Annotated in this window: 14 protein-coding genes and 2 tRNA genes; 2 read left to right on the top strand and 14 right to left on the bottom strand. The window is 65.5% G+C overall.

Annotation, left to right across the window (positions count from 1 at the left end; translation table 11 throughout):
• Positions 1 to 166 precede the first annotated feature (166 nt).
• Positions 167 to 2947 (bottom strand): cation-transporting P-type ATPase, encoded by a 2781-nt coding sequence (locus tag XM50_RS18075; RefSeq protein ID WP_082103185.1) that lies wholly within the window; start codon positions 2945 to 2947, stop codon positions 167 to 169.
• Between the two features lie 137 nt (positions 2948 to 3084).
• On the opposite strand from XM50_RS18075, the gene XM50_RS18070 reads away from it, so the two are divergent.
• Positions 3085 to 4086, top strand: coding sequence for a 2-hydroxyacid dehydrogenase (locus XM50_RS18070; protein ID WP_046411401.1), 1002 nt, complete (start codon positions 3085 to 3087; stop codon positions 4084 to 4086).
• Between the two features lie 45 nt (positions 4087 to 4131).
• Here the strand turns inward: XM50_RS18070 and XM50_RS18065 are convergent.
• Positions 4132 to 4207 (bottom strand) — tRNA-Lys (locus XM50_RS18065).
• Complete coding sequence (folK, locus tag XM50_RS18060; RefSeq protein WP_046411960.1) at positions 4198 to 4704, bottom strand: 2-amino-4-hydroxy-6-hydroxymethyldihydropteridine diphosphokinase; 507 nt, start codon at positions 4702 to 4704, stop codon at positions 4198 to 4200. The genes XM50_RS18065 and folK overlap by 10 nt, the downstream gene beginning before the upstream one ends.
• A gap of 23 nt (positions 4705 to 4727) precedes the next feature.
• Here folK and XM50_RS18055 point away from each other — a divergent pair, with 23 nt between their 5' ends.
• Positions 4728 to 5387, top strand: a complete 660-nt coding sequence (locus tag XM50_RS18055; RefSeq protein ID WP_046411400.1) for a uracil-DNA glycosylase — start codon at positions 4728 to 4730, stop codon at positions 5385 to 5387.
• 26 nt (positions 5388 to 5413) lie between these two features.
• Here XM50_RS18055 and XM50_RS18050 read toward each other — a convergent pair whose 3' ends face one another.
• The 11 genes from XM50_RS18050 to XM50_RS18000 all read right to left on the bottom strand — a co-directional run bounded on the left by XM50_RS18050 (position 5414) and on the right by XM50_RS18000 (position 15860).
• Positions 5414 to 5923: a CinA family protein gene (locus XM50_RS18050; protein ID WP_046411398.1), complete on the bottom strand. Its 510-nt coding sequence runs from the start codon at positions 5921 to 5923 to the stop codon at positions 5414 to 5416.
• Positions 5924 to 6029: 106 nt separating this feature from the next.
• A complete protein-coding gene (locus tag XM50_RS18045; protein WP_046411396.1) occupies positions 6030 to 6863 on the bottom strand; it encodes a S1/P1 nuclease in 834 nt (277 codons plus the stop codon).
• Between the two features lie 156 nt (positions 6864 to 7019).
• Positions 7020 to 7093: transfer RNA gene (locus XM50_RS18040), tRNA-Gly, on the bottom strand.
• Positions 7094 to 7362: 269 nt separating this feature from the next.
• A complete protein-coding gene (locus XM50_RS18035) occupies positions 7363 to 7779 on the bottom strand; it encodes a cupin domain-containing protein (RefSeq protein WP_046411395.1) in 417 nt (138 codons plus the stop codon).
• Positions 7780 to 7877: 98 nt separating this feature from the next.
• A complete protein-coding gene (locus tag XM50_RS18030; protein ID WP_046411393.1) occupies positions 7878 to 8399 on the bottom strand; it encodes a phosphoribosyltransferase in 522 nt (173 codons plus the stop codon).
• A 35-nt stretch (positions 8400 to 8434) separates the two neighbouring features.
• Positions 8435 to 8755 (bottom strand): DMT family transporter, encoded by a 321-nt coding sequence (locus XM50_RS18025; RefSeq protein ID WP_046411392.1) that lies wholly within the window; start codon positions 8753 to 8755, stop codon positions 8435 to 8437.
• A gap of 228 nt (positions 8756 to 8983) precedes the next feature.
• A complete protein-coding gene (locus XM50_RS18020; protein WP_046411390.1) occupies positions 8984 to 11083 on the bottom strand; it encodes a M13 family metallopeptidase in 2100 nt (699 codons plus the stop codon).
• Between the two features lie 170 nt (positions 11084 to 11253).
• A complete protein-coding gene (locus XM50_RS18015; protein WP_197075586.1) occupies positions 11254 to 13071 on the bottom strand; it encodes a DUF885 domain-containing protein in 1818 nt (605 codons plus the stop codon).
• A gap of 63 nt (positions 13072 to 13134) precedes the next feature.
• Positions 13135 to 13911: an ABC transporter permease gene (locus XM50_RS18010; RefSeq protein WP_046411386.1), complete on the bottom strand. Its 777-nt coding sequence runs from the start codon at positions 13909 to 13911 to the stop codon at positions 13135 to 13137.
• The gene (locus XM50_RS18005; RefSeq protein WP_046411384.1) at positions 13908 to 14840 is read right to left on the bottom strand and encodes an ABC transporter ATP-binding protein; all 933 of its coding nucleotides are present in this window, start codon (positions 14838 to 14840) and stop codon (positions 13908 to 13910) included. The genes XM50_RS18010 and XM50_RS18005 overlap by 4 nt, the downstream gene beginning before the upstream one ends.
• 57 nt (positions 14841 to 14897) lie before the next feature.
• Positions 14898 to 15860: a L,D-transpeptidase gene (locus XM50_RS18000; protein WP_046411959.1), complete on the bottom strand. Its 963-nt coding sequence runs from the start codon at positions 15858 to 15860 to the stop codon at positions 14898 to 14900.
• Between the last annotated feature and the right edge of the window lie 8 nt (positions 15861 to 15868).

Here is a 15868-nt window from a genome sequence, read left to right as displayed (position 1 = left end):
GCTGGACATGCGCATGTGCAGCATAACGTCGGTCATGGCGATTGGAGCCGTAAGCCGGTCAAGACGCAAGAATAAACACCGATCGTGCATCGGCCCGCGGTAATAGAGAAAAGCAGCGTTTCCGTCTTACCTCAGGCCGTCGAGTGTTCGGGCTCGACAAGAGGGATCAATCGCGCAGTTCGGAGAACCAGCCGAGCCGCCGCATCAGCAGCTTTTCCAGTTCCAGCACGATCATCAGCGTGGCACCGACGGCAATGATCATCATGCCATCGACCAGGGTCAGCGGACGACTGCCGAACACGCGGTTCATGAATGGTGCGAAGGTGAACAACAATTGCAGCGCGATCAGGACGGCAATGGACAACAATACCAGCGGCGTTCCGAGCACGCCTGTCCAGCTGAACGACGTGAGGTGAAGGTAACGCACGTTGAACAGGTAGAATATTTCGCCAACGACGAACATGTTGACGACCATCGTGCGGGCGACCTCAAGCCCTCGCCCCTGATCCAGCGTGTAGAAAAAGATGCCGAGCGTGGCGATCGCCAACAGGATCGACACGATCACGACCCGCCATAACAGAAAAGGCGAAAGCAGCGGCGCGTCACGACGGCGGGGCGCTCGCTGCATCACGCCGGGCTCCGACGGCTCGAAAGCCAGGACGAGGCCGAGCGTTATTGACAGCACAAGATTGATCCACAGGATCTGCGTCGCGGTCATCGGCAGTGCAAAGCCAAGGATGATGGCGAGGACGACCGTGAGCGTTTCCCCCCCGTTGGTGGGGATTTCCCAGGTAATCACCTTGCGGATGTTGTCGTACACGGTGCGCCCCTCGCGCACCGCGCTGACGATCGAGGCGAAATTGTCGTCGAGCAGCACCATTTCTGCGGCTTCCTTGGCCGCAGCGGTGCCCTTGATGCCCATGGCGACCCCAACGTCGGCCTGCTTGAGCGGGGGCGCGTCATTGACCCCGTCGCCGGTCATCGCGACGGTCAGCCCGTGCGACTGGAGCGCGCGCACGATGCGCAGCTTGTGCTCCGGGCTGGTGCGCGCGAACACCGCGGTGCCACGCACATTGGCGGCGAGCGTCGCGTCGTCCATCGCCTCGATCTCGACGCCGGTCAGCGCGCGCGGATCGAGCGCGAGATCGAGCTGGCGCGCGATGGCGAGCGCCGTGGCGGCGTGATCCCCAGTGATCATCTTCACATCGATGCTGGCCGAATGCGCCTGCGCGATTGCCGACGCGACCTCGTCCCGCGGGGGATCGATGAAGCCGATGATGCCGAGGAAGGTGATCCCGCTCCTGACATCATCAAAGGTGAGGGTGCCGTGATCGTCGGCAAAGGTCTTCATGCCGAAGGCGAGGACACGTTCACCCGAGGAAGCGGCGTCGGCCGCACGCTGCGTCCATCGGTTGATGTCGAGCCCGGGCGCCGCCATGCCGAACAATGTTTCAGGCGCGCCCTTGATATAGGCGACACGGCCGCCGTCGGGATCCTGGTGGAGCGTCGCCATGAAGCGGTGCGCCGCATCGAAGGGGATGGAGTCGCAGCGCGGCCAGCTGCTGCGTACCGCGTCGACATGCTCCCCGGCTTTGCGGGCGAGGACGAGCAGCGCGCCCTCCATCGGATCGCCCTCGACCCGCCATTCGCCGTCCTCCTGGTGCAGCTCCGCGTCGTTGCACAGTTGCGCGCACCACAGAAGCTCCGCCCCCGCCGCGGCGATTGCGGGCGTGCCGCGCACCTCGCCGGCGGCGGGATCATAGCCCGCACCGGTGATCGACCACTGCCCCGTGGCGGCGATCACCGAGCGGACGGTCATTTCGTTGCGCGTCAGTGTGCCCGTCTTGTCGGTGCAGATGACGGAGGTGGCGCCGAGTGTCTCGACCGCGGGCAGCTTGCGAATGACAGCGTGGCGATGCGCCATCCGTCGCACGCCGATCGCCAGCGTGATGGTGATGACGGCGGGCAGCCCCTCCGGCACGATGCCGACTGCGATCGCCACCACCGCGATCAACGCGTCGATCCAGTCATAGCCGCGCACGGCAACGGCAAAGGCGAACAGAAGGACGCCGCCCATCAGAACGAACCAGGTGAAGCGCCGGGCAAAGTGATCGATCTGTTCCAGCAGCGGCGTCGCCATCGGGGTGACGGCGTGGATCATCGTGCTGATGCGGCCGATCTGGGTCGCGACGCCGGTCGCGACCACCACGCCCGTCGCTTGGCCCGCGGCGACCAGCGTACCGGAGAATGCCATGTTGTGCCGGTCGGCAAGCGGGGCGTCGGCGGGAAGCGGCGCGACGTCCTTGCCCGCGGTGACGGATTCGCCGGTCAGCAGTGCCTCGTCCACCAGCATGCGATGTGTTTCAATCAGGCGCAGGTCGGCGGGGACGCGATCGCCTGCCTCCAGCAGCACGATGTCGCCGGGCACCAGATCGGCGACCTCCACGGTCACGCGGTGGTCCTCACGCAGGACCGAGGCATGGGGCGCGACCAGTTCTTTCAACGATTCCAGCGCACGCTCCGCGCGGCCTTCCTGGATGTAGCCGATCACCGCATTGGCTAGCACCACCGCGATGATCACCGCGGCGTCGATGGCATGATCGAGCAGTGAAGCGGCCAGCGCACCGCCGAGCAGGACGTAGATCAGCGTGTTGTTGAACTGCGCAAGGAAGCGCATGAGCGGGTTGCGGCGAGGCGGGGCGGGGAGGAGGTTCCGGCCGTAGCGTTGCCGGCGCTCCGTGATGCTGTCCGGAGAAAGCCCGCCCGGGCCGGTTTCAAGCGTGGCGCAGACGTCCTCTGCGGCCAGGGCGTGCCATGCGTGATCGTTTCCCGCGTCCGTCAAGACGCCGCCGCGCAGCCGTTGGCGCTTGTCCTGCGCCGGGTTGCCCGTGCGATCGCTGCCATCATCACCCGCTTCTCCCCGGATGTCGCCGTCATTCCAACGCATGGTGTGGTAAAGCGCTCCCCCTTCGGCCGCCCCGGCGTGCGGGCATCGTGCCGATCACGCGGTTGTGCCGTGCCGCTGGGCGTGCTGCTATCCGTGCGGTCCGCACGTTGACGATCACGAACCGAGGGAGATGACAGGTGAAGATCGCGGTTTTCAGCGCCAGGTCGTACGACCGCACGTTCCTGTCGCAGGCCAACGAAAGGCTGGGCAACCAGCACGAACTGGCCTTCCTGGAGCCACGGCTCGAGGCCAAGTCGGCGACGCTCGCGGCGGGGGCGCCGTGCGTCTGCGCCTTTGTCGACGATCACCTCGATGCCGAGACGCTGGCGACCCTGCATGACGGGGGGACGCGGCTGGTGGCGCTGCGCAGCGCCGGGTACAACAACGTGGACCTGGCGGCGGCGCGCGCCCTGGGGATCGTGGTCGCGCGCGTCCCGGCCTATTCGCCCGAGGCGGTGGCGGAGCATACCGTCACGCTGATGCTGTCGCTCAACCGCAAGATCTATCGCGCGCGAGACCGGGTGAGGGAGGGCAATTTCGCGCTCGACGGGCTGATCGGGTTCAACATGCAGGGGCGGACGGTGGGGATCATCGGGACCGGCCTGATCGGCCTGGCGACCGCGCGCATCCTCGCCGGGTTCGGGTGTCGCCTGCTGGCAAGCGATCCGGTGCACCAGCCGGCCTTCGAGGCGCTGGGCGGCAGCTATGTCGAGGTGCCGGAGCTGCTGCGGGAATCGGATATCGTCACGCTGCACTGCCCGCTGACCACGACCAATCATCACCTGATCGATCATGCGACGATTGCCGGCATGAAGCGCGGCGCGATGCTGATCAACACCAGCCGCGGCGGGCTGATCGATACGCGCGCGGTGATCAACGGGTTGAAATCGGGTGCGATCGGCACGCTGGGGCTGGACGTCTATGAGGAGGAGGACGGGATGTTCTTCTCCGACCAGTCCAACAGCATGATCCAGGATGACGTGTTCGCGCGGCTGCTCACCTTTCCCAATGTGCTGGTCACCGGGCATCAGGCGTTCTTCACCGTGGAGGCGATGACCAGCATCGCCGAGACCACGATCCGCAATGTGAGCACGTTCGAGGCCACGGGACGCCCCGATCACGAGGTGCAGGCCGACTGAGCGCCGGAACGGCGCGAGGAGGGCGCTGCGGATCGAGGGGGATGCTGGTGGGTCCGCCGGGGCTCGAACCCGGGACCTCTCGATTAAAAGTCGCTTGCTCTACCGACTGAGCTACGGACCCGCACCAGCGCCGCTGCGCCTAGGCAGAGCGCGGCGGCTGGTCAACCGGGCATTGAGCTGTCGCATGGTCAAACCGCTGATCGGATCGCGCCAGCCGGGCACGATCCGCACCAGCGGGCCCAGAACGAAATCGCGGGTGCGAAGCGCGGCGTGCGGGATGATGAGGCCTGGTTCTGCCCAGCTGCCCCCGCTCCACAACAGGATGTCGAGATCGATCACCCGCGCGCCCCAGCGTTGTCCACGCCGGCGACCGAAGGCCCGCTCGATCGCCTTAAGGCGGCGGAGGAGGTCGCCGGGCGCGCAATCGCTCTCGATCACGGCGACCGTGTTGGCAAAGCGCCTGATCGAGGGGCCGAGCGGCGCAGTGACGATGATCGGGGCAAATACGACGAGGCGGCCGGGAAGCGCGGCCAGCGCGGCGGCAACCTCCGCGGTAGGGGAGCCATGTCGCCCGCGCCGGTTTGAGCCGATTCCCACGACATAGGTTGAGCGCGTCATGCCACTGCGCCTATCGGACGGCGATGGATCACGCACCCTCTGCCTTGCCAGCCACCGAACCGCCGCACGATTGCCCGCTGTGCCCACGCCTCGCCGCCTTCCGCGACGCGCTGCGCAGCGAATACCCGGGTTGGTGGAATGCGCCGGTGCCAGCGTTCGGCGACCCCGATGCGTGGCTGGTGATCGTCGGGTTGGCGCCGGGGAAGCATGGCGCGAACCGCACCGGTCGCCCCTTCACCGGCGATTATGCGGGCGAGTTGCTGTACGCAACGCTCGCCAAATACGGGTTGAGCGAAGGGACGTTCGAGGCGCGACCTGATGACGGCCTGCAGCTTCGCGGGGCGATGCTGGTCAATGCCGTCCGCTGCCTGCCGCCCGAGAACAAGCCGACGCCGGAGGAAATCCGCACCTGCCGCCCGTTCCTGGAAGCACCGATCGCCGCTTTGCCAAAGGCGAAGGTGTTCGTCGCGCTGGGGCAAATCGCGCATCAATCGACGGTGAAGGCGCTGGGCGGGCGGCTGCCGAAGGCGAAGTTCGGCCATCTGGCGGAACATCGCATGCCGGACGGACGGCTGCTGATCGATAGCTATCATTGCTCGCGCTACAACCAGAACACCGGACGCCTGACGGCACCGATGTTCGAGGCGGTGTTTGAACGCGCGCTGGCCTGCCGCGACGGCTGAGACTGGTAGCGGTGTCGCGGGCACCGTCAGACGGGCGTTGGGGCGGGTGCGGCCTTCAGCGTGTCAACGAGGAAGGTGAGGGCGGTCCGGGCAAACGCCTCCATGTTGGCGATGCGGTCGGGCGATCCGGTGTCGACCGTGATTGCCCGCGCGACGTCCGGCCCCACCACTGCGATGCAGCTGCGGCCCGTCGGCGCACCGCGTGGATGCTGATCGGGGCCGGCGGAGCCGGTTTCGGCGATGCCCCAGTTGGCACCGAAACGGTCGCGGATGCCTCGCGCCTGGAGAAGCGCATAGGCTTCGGTGACGGACTCCATGCCGGTCAGCGCTTCACGCGGCAGGCCGAGCAGGATGTCGCGCCCCTTCAGCGAATATATGACGCCCCCGCCGCGGCAGAAGCGCGTCGCGCCCGGTACCGTTAGCAGCCCTGCCAGGATCAACCCGCCGGTTGCACCATCAGCGACCGCAATCGTCTGGCGTCGCTGGGTCAGCAGCGTGGCTGCTTGTTGCGCGAGCGGGTGAAGGGCGTGGAGCATCGAAGAGCCTTCGTTGTTGGGGCGACACGACCCACCATCCGCGAGTGGGAGCGCAAGCGCAAACCTCGATTAACGTATGGCCCGCTCGGCGGCTGATCCGATGCAGCTATTCCGCGATCGTCGATGATGAATGCGGCGACTTGTCGGGGGCGCCCGGCGAGAACAGCCAGTTCAGGTAGCTTGCGATGCGTATGCCCGCTTGCTTGAGGCGGCCGTCGAGTGCCGAACGATGCTGGTAGGCGTACGACCAGGAGAGTTTGGGGTCCTGCGGGTAGATCTGCTCACGCAGCTTCACGCTTTCGGTCATCCAGGTGTCCGGGCGCGGATCGCTCCAGGCAATGACATCCTCTGGGGTGATCGCGCGCGAGAGGAAGCTCGCATATTCCGAGAAGGACAGCTGCTTCTGTTCGATCAGGCCAGAGTCCCAAAGCGAGTGCAGGTTGGTCGGTCGGTTGAAGAAGGCCACCGGCGTATCGTTGCCGCCGCGATCGTTACCGCGACCGACATGAAGCGGCTGATGCAGGTCGCCGATGATGTGAACGACAAAGCGCAGCGCGGTGCGCTTGTCCTCGATCGACGCCGCCGGATCCTGCAGCGTTGCGGTGAACGCGCCGAGCGCGGTAATCGCGTCGCCTTCGGGTGGCGCCATGCTCGCCTTGTAGGCGTCGCCATGGGCGACGGTGACATAGTGCCACGGGCTGGCCGTCTTCTGCCAGAACGGCGCGGGATCCGACTTCATGTCGTCCGGCCATGTCGCAGCCTCCGCCAGGGTTTCGGATCCAATCAGCAGTTGCACATTGGCCTTCGCCAGCCCGCTCAGATTCTGTTCGGCGATAGCGCCGGTGATGCGGTGGCCGTTGGCGCCCCAGGCGAGGGCGGGGAAGGCAGCCAGCAGCGCGCCGGCGGTAATCAGGATACGCGTCAACATCGCCGCGCGCATAGCGGCGGGAAGCTGAACGGCCGCTATCTGACGGGCGGCGGGATAACGCGGCGTCGATTATATTAGCGGCCGGGAAGCGCCCGGGATCGTGCCTGCTCGTCCCGGTGGATCAACGTTGGAAGGCTAGACCTGGTGCGCGCTTTTCAGATGAGCGGCTGGAGCGGGTGAAGGGAATCGAACCCTCGTCGTAAGCTTGGGAAGCTTCTGCTCTACCATTGAGCTACACCCGCCTGACCAGCGGCTGGCCGCTGATGCCTGATCGCGTCCGCAGTCTGGAACTGCCTCGCGACGGGCGAGCAAGTGCCACGGTTCGGGGTGGGTCGTCAACGTGGATCCGCTGGCTTCGTTCACCGACGGAATGAGTCTCTTGGACGGACGAGTTCGGAAGCCACAGGAGGAGGTTGGCTGTGGCGTAGTAGAGCCCTGAGCCTTGGTTCGGCGAAACGGCGTAATTGGTGAACGGCGCCGCGGGATCGAAGGCGACGCCGTTACGGAGCGGTCAGCGGCCGACGGCTTCCTTTACCTTGTCGGCGGCCTTGGCGAGGAGGCCCTTTTCAGCCTCTTCCGCTTCCGCCTTGGTCTTGAAGGCGGCGCCCTCCGGTTCGGCGGGAGGCGCGTAGACCGAGAACAGTTTCAGCGCGCCGCTGCCCTTGTTGATGATATTATGCTCCGCGCCCTTGGGGATGACCACCATGTGGTTCGCGGTCGCCTTGGTCCGGTGGCCGTCCACGGTGACCTGCGCCTCGCCGGCGACGATGAAGGTGGTCTGGTCGGCAGGGTGCGTTTCGAGGCCGATTTCCTCGCCGGCGGGAATGCTCATCAGCACGACCTGGATCTTGCGATCGCGATAGACCTCCTTCTGCCACAGGTCGTTCTTGGTCGCGAGTTCGATCATGTCCTTGTTGAAGATCGCCATTCCCGGTCCTTTCGATGCCGCAATGCCGCCCAAACGCGCAGGGGAGCGAAGGGATGCGAGCGCCGCGACTGGTGCCGCAGGCCGGATGCCAGAGAGCTTCAGCTGGTGCGTTCGGGTATCTCGGCGGCATCCTGTGCGATTGCGTCTGCGGTGGCGACCGCTTCCCACGGGAAGACGAACCAGTCCTTGACCACGCGGCGGTCGATGACGCGGGCGCGGTAGGACACCTGTTGAGCGGACACTTCATTGTCGAGCAGAGTGGCGAAACGGACCGAGCCGGGCTGAGCGCCGGCCTCGTCTACCCAGGTGCGCAGCAGTCCGAGCGTGCGGCCGGTGTCGTTGATGTCGTCGACGAACAGCAAGCGTTCGCCGTCACGGGTGCGAGCGGCGAGGCGGGTCAGCAGATCATCGCCCGCCTGCGGGGTTTGCGCGGACAGATCGTAGGATGCCATGGGAAGGCCGGTAGCGTGGCTGAGGTAGACGGCCGGCACCAGGCCGCCGCGGCCGATGCCGACAATCAGCGTCGGCTGCCAGTCGGTCGACATCGCGAGCGCTGTCGCCAGCGCCCGAATGTCGGCAACGAAGTCGTCATGGCTGATGAAGGTGTAGATCGGCTGCACAAGTGCCTCGCGTAGATGAAAGTGTCGCCGGGCGATCAGCTGTCGGCAAAGGCCTTGGTTCCGACCACGCCGATAATGATCAGCGCGATAAAGGCGATCTGCACCGCGTTGACCTTTTCATTGAAGATCAGCGTGCCGAAGATGGTGACGCCGACGGCGCCAAGCCCGGTCCACACGGCGTAAGCGGTGCCCGCGGGCAGGCCTCGCATCCCCAGCGCGAGCAGGCCCATGTTCACGAAGCTGAGCGCAATCGGGATCGCCGAAGCGGCAAGGCTGGCCTGCATGGCGGCCCATTTCAGGCTCAAGGCCCAGATGATTTCGGTCACGACGGCAACAGCCAGAATCAGCCACGCCATAGATTTCTCCTGATGCGGGCTCGAATTGGACGTGTCGGCCGGAAACCCGAAAGAGGCCGGACAGCGTGGGCTTGGACACATGGGTCACGAAGCGGATGGCGCGATAAGGTTGTCGGGCGCGCGCGTAAAGCCCGGAGTAGCGCGACATCGCGCGCTATGGGGAAGGGGGGCTGCCCCCGTCCCACCGCATAGCGGCAGGACGGGGACAGGCACCCGATCAGCGACGTCTTACCAGATGCGAACGCGGTCGCCGGGGGCGACATATTGCTTCTGGTCGGGCGTGATCTTCCACGCGGCATACCAGGCGTCGATGTTGCGCAGCGGATTGACCGCGCGGATCTGGCCCGGTGCGTGCGGATCGCTGACGAGCTGCTGGCGAAGTGCCTCGTTGCGGAACAAGGTGCGCCAGACCTGGCCCCAGCCGAGGAAGAAGCGCTGCTCCCCAGTGAACCCGTCAAGCACCGGCGCCGGCTTGCCGCCCAGCGAGGCATGATAAGCGTCGAGCGCCATCAGCACGCCGCCGAGATCGGCAATATTCTCGCCCATCGACGCCTTGGCGTTGATGCGCAGGCCGGGCAGGCCCTCGAACTCATAAGCCTCGTACTGCGCGCCATAGCGAGCGGCCTGCGCCTCGAACTTGCGCGCGTCGTCCGCGGTCCACCAGTCGCGCAGCACGCCGGCGCCGTCCGACTTGCGGCCCTGATCGTCGAAGCCGTGGATGATCTCGTGACCGATCACGCCGCCGATGCCGCCATAATTGATCGCATCATCCGCCTTGGGATCGAAGAACGGCGGTTGGAGGATCGCGGCGGGGAAGACGATCTCGTTCTTCACTGAGTTGTAATAGGCGTTCACCGTCTGCGGGGTCATGCCCCATTCGGCCTTGTCCACCGGCAGCGCGATGCGGTTGCGGCGGTAATCCCATTCGAACCGCGCGGCCCGCTCGGCATTGCCGACGAGGTCACCCGGAACGATGCGCAGGGCGGAATAATCGCGCCACTTGCTGGGATAGCCGACCTTGACGCTGAAGCCTTCCAGCTTCTTGAGCGCTTCCTGCTTGGTCTGCGGGCTCATCCAGTCGAGATTGCGGATGCGACCGGCAAAGGTGCCACGCAGGTTGGAGACCAGCGTGTCCATTTTCGCCTTGGATTCAGGCGGGAAGTAGAGCGCGACGTAATCGCGGCCAATGCCCTCACCGATGCCGTTTTCGGCAAAGGCGACTGCGCGCTTCCACCTTTCGCGCTGCTGCGGCTGGCCGTTCAGGAACTTCGAGCGGAAGTCGAAATGCGCGTCCACGAAGCGCTTCGACAGGAGCGGCGCGATGGCATCGGCCGTGCGGAAGGCCTCCCACGCCTTCAGCGTGTCGAGATTGGTGTCGGCATAGACCTTTGCGATCCCCGGGAAGGCGGTGTTCTGCGCGACGATCACGCGCTCCGCCTTGCCGATGCCGGCGGCCTGCCAGAACGGATCCCAGGCGAAGCCGGGCGCCAGCGCCTTGAGCTCGGCCAGCGTCATCAGATTGTAGGTCTTGTCGCGGTTGCGGCTTTCCGCGCGGGTCCAGTGCGCCTGCGCGAGCTTGGTTTCCATCGCCACGACGTCGTTGGCGGCCTTTTCCGGGTTCGGCCAGCCAGCCATGGTCAGCATCTGCGCGACATATTGGCGATAGCGCGCGACCTGCGACTGGAACTTGGGATCGACGTAGAGGTCGCGATCTCCAAGGCCGAGGCCCGACTGGCGCAGGTAGAGCGCATAGGTGTCGGGGTTCTTCGCGTCATCCGACACGCCCGGGCCGAAGAAGCTGGCGCCGAAGCCGCCGATCGAGCGGCCCATGACCGTCGCCATGGCGTTCTTGTCCTTCACCGCCTTGATCGCGGCGAGGCGCTGGACGAGCGGCTTCGCGTCGAGCTTTTCCGCCGCTGCCTCGTCCATGAAGCCGCGATAGAGGATCGCCGCCTTCATCCGGTCGGGATTGGCAGCGTCGTCGGCGCGATAGCTTTCGACAAGGGTGCGCAGCCGCTGTTCGGACAGATCGCGCAGCACGGCGAAGGCACCGTAGGACGAGCGGTCGGCCGGGATCTCGGTCTTGTCGGCCCAGCTGCCGTTGACGAAACGGAACCAGTCATCGCCCGGACGCACCTTGCGGTCCATGCCAGCAATGTCGAAGCCCCAGCTGCCATAGCTTTCAGCGGCAGCAGAAGTGGCGGGCGTGGCGGCCGGTGCGGCTGCCGGCGCGTTCTGGCCAGCGCCCTGCGTGCCGCGGCTGAAGGCCGGCGCGCCGAGAAGGGCAAGGGATCCGGCAGCAGCAAGAAGGATGTGCTTTTTCGTCAAGAAATGAACTCCTGTAGCGCCGCGAAATCGTCCGCGGCGCTGGTGTCGGTCGAAGTGGATGCGGGCGTCCTAGCCGACGCCAGCGTGACAGAAGCTGAACGAGTGATGTCCCGTCGACAGATGCCGATGGTCCGCCGCCGCGTTATGGGCACGCGGCGGCGGATCAATGGTCAGGTGCGGGCGGCAGCGATGTAGGCGTTCACCTGCGCCTCGAGCAGATCGAGCGGGAGTGCGCCCTGGCTCAGCACCGCCTCATGGAAGTCGCGGATGTCGAACTTGTCGCCAAGCTCCCGCTCTGCCTTGCGGCGCAGTTCAGCGATTTTCAGCTGGCCGACCATGTAGCTGGTCGCCTGGCCCGGCCAGTTGAAGTAGCGGTCCACCTCGCGTGCGATGTCGGTGTCGGAGACCGAGCTGTTCGCCTTGAAATAGGCAATCGCCTGCTCGCGCGTCCAACGCTTCGAGTGAATGCCGGTGTCGAGCACCAGCCGGATCGCGCGCCAGACCTGAAGCGACAGCATGCCGAAGCGATCATAGGGATCGGTGATGACGCCCATCTCGTCGCCGAGCCGCTCGGTGTAGAGGCCCCAGCCTTCCATATAGGCGCCAAAGCCGCCGAACTTGCGGAACTTGGGAAGGCCGGTCAGTTCCTGCTGACGCGCGATCTGGAAGTGGTGGCCGGGCGCGCCCTCATGCACCGAGATGCCGGCGACCTGAACCTTCTGCGTCTGGTTCATGTCGACCAGATTGACGTAGTAGATGCCGGGCCGCGACCCGTCGGCCGAGGGCGGGTTGTAGAAGGCGGTGGAGGCAGTGCCCTCGCGCCATTTCTCGACCGCGCGCACCTCCAGCGGTGCCTTGGGCAGGACGCGGAAGTAGCGCGGCGCGACCTCCATCACCGAGGCAATGATCTTGCGCGCGTCGGCCAGATATTGCTCACGACCGGCGTCGGTGTTCGGATATTTGAACTTCGGATCGGTTCGGATGTGGTTGAAGAATTCTTCCAGCGTGCCGGTGAAGCCGACCTGCTTCTTGATCGCCTCCATCTCCTGCCGGATCGCGGCGACCTGCTGCAGGCCGATGTCGTGGATCTGATCGGCGGTGAGGCTGGTGGTGGTCGAACCCTTCAGGCGATCGTTATAGTAAGCTGCGCCGTCGGGGAGGTTCCAGGCGCCGAAATTCCCCTTCGACAGCGGCTCGATCTCGTCCAGTGCGACGAACAGCATGTCATAGCCGCGCTTGAACGGGCCGGTCAGCGCAGCGCTGGCATCGGACAGCAGCTTCTGCTTCGTCGCGGCGGGAGCATCGAGCGCAGCGACCTTCTTGCGGAAATCCGCCATCACCGTGGAGTCGGCGCCACCGTCGAACGGCGCGCCGGTGACGACCTTGCGCGCGTCGGCGCGGGCAGGGGCGAAATTGACCTTGTTGGGGATGATGCCGGCCGCCGCCTGCTTGCGCATCGTCGCCGTCACTTCGCGCATCACGCGCTCCGTCTCGCGGAGGCGGGCGATATACGCCTGGGCATCGGCGACACTGTCGACTTTGTGATTGTTGATCAGCAGGACGGGGATGGCACCCGCGGGGCTGCCGTTGGTCGACACTGGGAAGCGCAGGTTGCGGAAGCGGAAGGATTCCCGATCCCGCTCCACCTGATGTTCGAAAAGGCGGTAGCTGACCCGCGCGCTTTCACCCAGTTGCTCCGGCTTGAAGCGGGCGCGCATCTCCTTGAGCTGCTGCTCCGCCAGGTCGCGCCGCCTTACGTTCGCCGCGTCCGTATAATCGTCGAGCTTGTCGTAGTTGGTCTTGAACCCGAGGTGGGTCTGCGATTCCGGGCTGAGCGCGAGCTGGGCGTCGAAGGCAGCGTCAAGGAACTGAAGCAGCGCGGCGTCCTTCGCGCCCGGCTGCGCCGCAACCGGCGCCTGGGCGGCGGCGGGAACGGCCGCAACGACAGGAAGCAAGGGAAGAAGCATGAGGGCAAGCGTGCGACGCATCGAAATCTCCTGAAGATCAGATGCTTCTTGCCGCCCGCGCCCGCCGGCGCAATGCCCCCCGCGTCAGTTCTTCAGGCGATAGCCGGTGCGGAAGATCCACCATACGGCGGTGAGGCAGACGGCGAAGAACGCCGCCGTCACCGCGAGGCTTGCCGGCGGCGACACATCCGCCTGCCCGAAGAAGGTCCAGCGGAAGCCGTTGATCAGATAGGCGATCGGGTTGAACAGCGACACCGTGCGCCATGGCTCCGGCAGCATGTCGAGCGAATAGAAGGCGCCGCCGAGGAAGGTGAGCGGCGTAACGATCAGCAGCGGGATCACCTGCAACTGCTCGAATCCCTTTGCCCAGATACCCAGCACGAAGCCGAACAACGAAAAGGCGCAGGCGACCAGCACCAGATAGGCCAGCATGATGACGGGATGCGCGATCTCAACGTCGACAAAGAGGTTGGCGGTCAGCAGGATCACCAATGCGACCATCAACGCCTTGGTCGCTGCCGCCCCGACATAGCCCAGCACGGTTTCGAACGCGGACATGGGGGCGGAGAGCAGCTCATAGATCGTGCCGGTGAACCGGGGCATGTGGATGCCAAAGGCGCCGTTGAAGGTGCTTTCCTGAAACAGCGACAGCATCATGAGGCCCGGCACGATGAAGCTGCCGTAGGGGATGCTGCCCACCTCGGTCATTCGAGAGCCGATCGCCGAGCCGAACACGACGAAATACAGGGTCGTGGTGATGACAGGGACGGCAAGGCCGGTCCACAGCGTTCGCCGGAAGCGGTGCATCTCGAACCGATAGAGGGCCCAGACGCCGGCGGCGTTGAAACGGGGCGCCTTCATGCCGCGCGCCTTCCATGAACGAGGTCCACGAATATTTCCTCGAGCGAGCTTTGATGGGTGCTGAGGTCGGAGAAGTTGATGCCGAGATCGCGCAGACGGCCGAGCAGGGAAGGAACGCCGGTACGCTCCGCGTGACGATCGAAGACGTAGCGCAGCTCACGTCCCTCCGCCGTCAGCTCGAGATGCCAGTCGGCGAGTTCGGGCGGGATTGCGGGAAGCGGCTCGGCGAGTTGAACGATCAATTCCTTGCGCCCCAGCTTCTTCATCAGCACCGATGTTTCTTCGACCAGGATCAGCTCGCCGCCAATGATCACGCCGACGCGGTCGGCCATCTCCTCGGCCTCCTCGATATAATGGGTGGTGAGGATGATGGTGACGCCGCGATCACGAAGTTTGCGAACCATCGCCCACATGTCGCGGCGAAGCTCGACATCGACGCCAGCGGTCGGCTCATCGAGAAACAGGATGTCGGGTTCGTGCGCCAGCGCCTTCGCGATCATCACGCGCCGCTTCATGCCGCCGGACAGCTCGCGAATCTCGTTGTCGCGCTTGTCCCAAAGCGACAGGTCGCGCAGCACCTGTTCGACCAGTGCGGGATTCCTCGGCCGTCCGAAGAGGCCGCGGCTGAACGCCACCGTCGCGCGAACGGACTCGAACTGGTCGGTATTCAGCTCCTGCGGGACAAGGCCGATGCGCGCGCGGGCCTCCCGATAGTCGCGCACATTGTCATAGCCGTCGACGGTCACGCTGCCGCCGGTGGCGTTCACCAGGCCGCAGATGGCGCCGATCATGGTTGTCTTGCCCGCGCCGTTCGGCCCAAGCAGCGCGAAGATCTCACCGCGCCTTATGTCGAGATCGACACCCTTCAGCGCGCGGTGACCGGATGCATATGTCTTCTGAAGGCCCTTGATCGAAATGATCGGCTGCATGGAGATCCCGGGAGCTTCCTGCGCCAGGACGGCGCGCATGAGGAGGGTAGCGTCCCCTTATTTGGAGTCGGTCACCAGAACCGCAAGCTTGCTACCGGTCCCGCTGGTCGCAAGCGTTTCGCGCGTCACCAGCATGGTGGCGCCGGGGGCGAGGATCCCTTCCAGTTTCTGCCGAAATTCGTCTGGCACGTGCCCCTTGGTCCGCTCGTCGGCGGTCAGCTCGCCGCCGGTTTTGTTGGTGCCGTCGGGAAGCGGCAGGCGCATCCAATGCGCGCCATCCGCGTCGATCGCACGCAGCGTGAACGCCTCGGTATTCGCGACCGGCACGTCGAGTGTTACCGGCGCGGAGCCGATTTCCTTGCCATTGCGCAGCACCACGATCCGGCGATCGCGCCCGCTCACGATGATCGAGACTGGGCCGGTGGGCGAGCGTTCGGGGGCCCAGCTGTAGCCCGCCTGGTTGAAGTGTCCGTCGGTCGTGACCGGCGGCAGCGGGCTGGCCGCCGGGGATACTTCGGGAACGAGGCTTTCGTCGGTGATGACCACCGTCAGACCAAGGTTGGTCACGCCGTAGAGCAATTTGGCAAAGGCCATCGGCAGGCGGACGCAGCCGTGGCTGGCGGGATAGCCCGGCAGCGCGCCGGCGTGGAGCGCGATGCCGTCCCACGTCAGCCGCTGCATGTAGGGCATTGGCGCGTTGTTATAGAGGTTGGATTTGTGATCGACCCGCTTTTGCAGGATCGTGAAAACGCCCGTTGGCGTTTTGTGACCCGGCTTGCCGGACGAAATGGTCGTGACGCCGATCGGCACGCCATTGCGGTACACATAGGCGCGCTGAGTCTTCAGGCTGACGATCATCGTGACCGGGCCGGCGGGCGCGATCTGTGGCGCCCAGAAGAATTCGCCCGGTTTCAGCCGCTCGATCGCGCCGGCTTCCATCATCGGGCCGCGCTGCTGCTGGGCGGCAGCGGCCGGGGCGATCAGCAGCGCCAGAGCGGCGAAAGGCAACAAGCGACGCATCTTCACCC

This window comes from Sphingomonas sp. Ag1, from assembly GCF_000980895.1.
In the GTDB taxonomy this organism is placed as follows: domain Bacteria; phylum Pseudomonadota; class Alphaproteobacteria; order Sphingomonadales; family Sphingomonadaceae; genus Sphingomonas; species Sphingomonas panaciterrae.
This window is presented reverse-complemented; position numbering and strand designations above follow the sequence as displayed.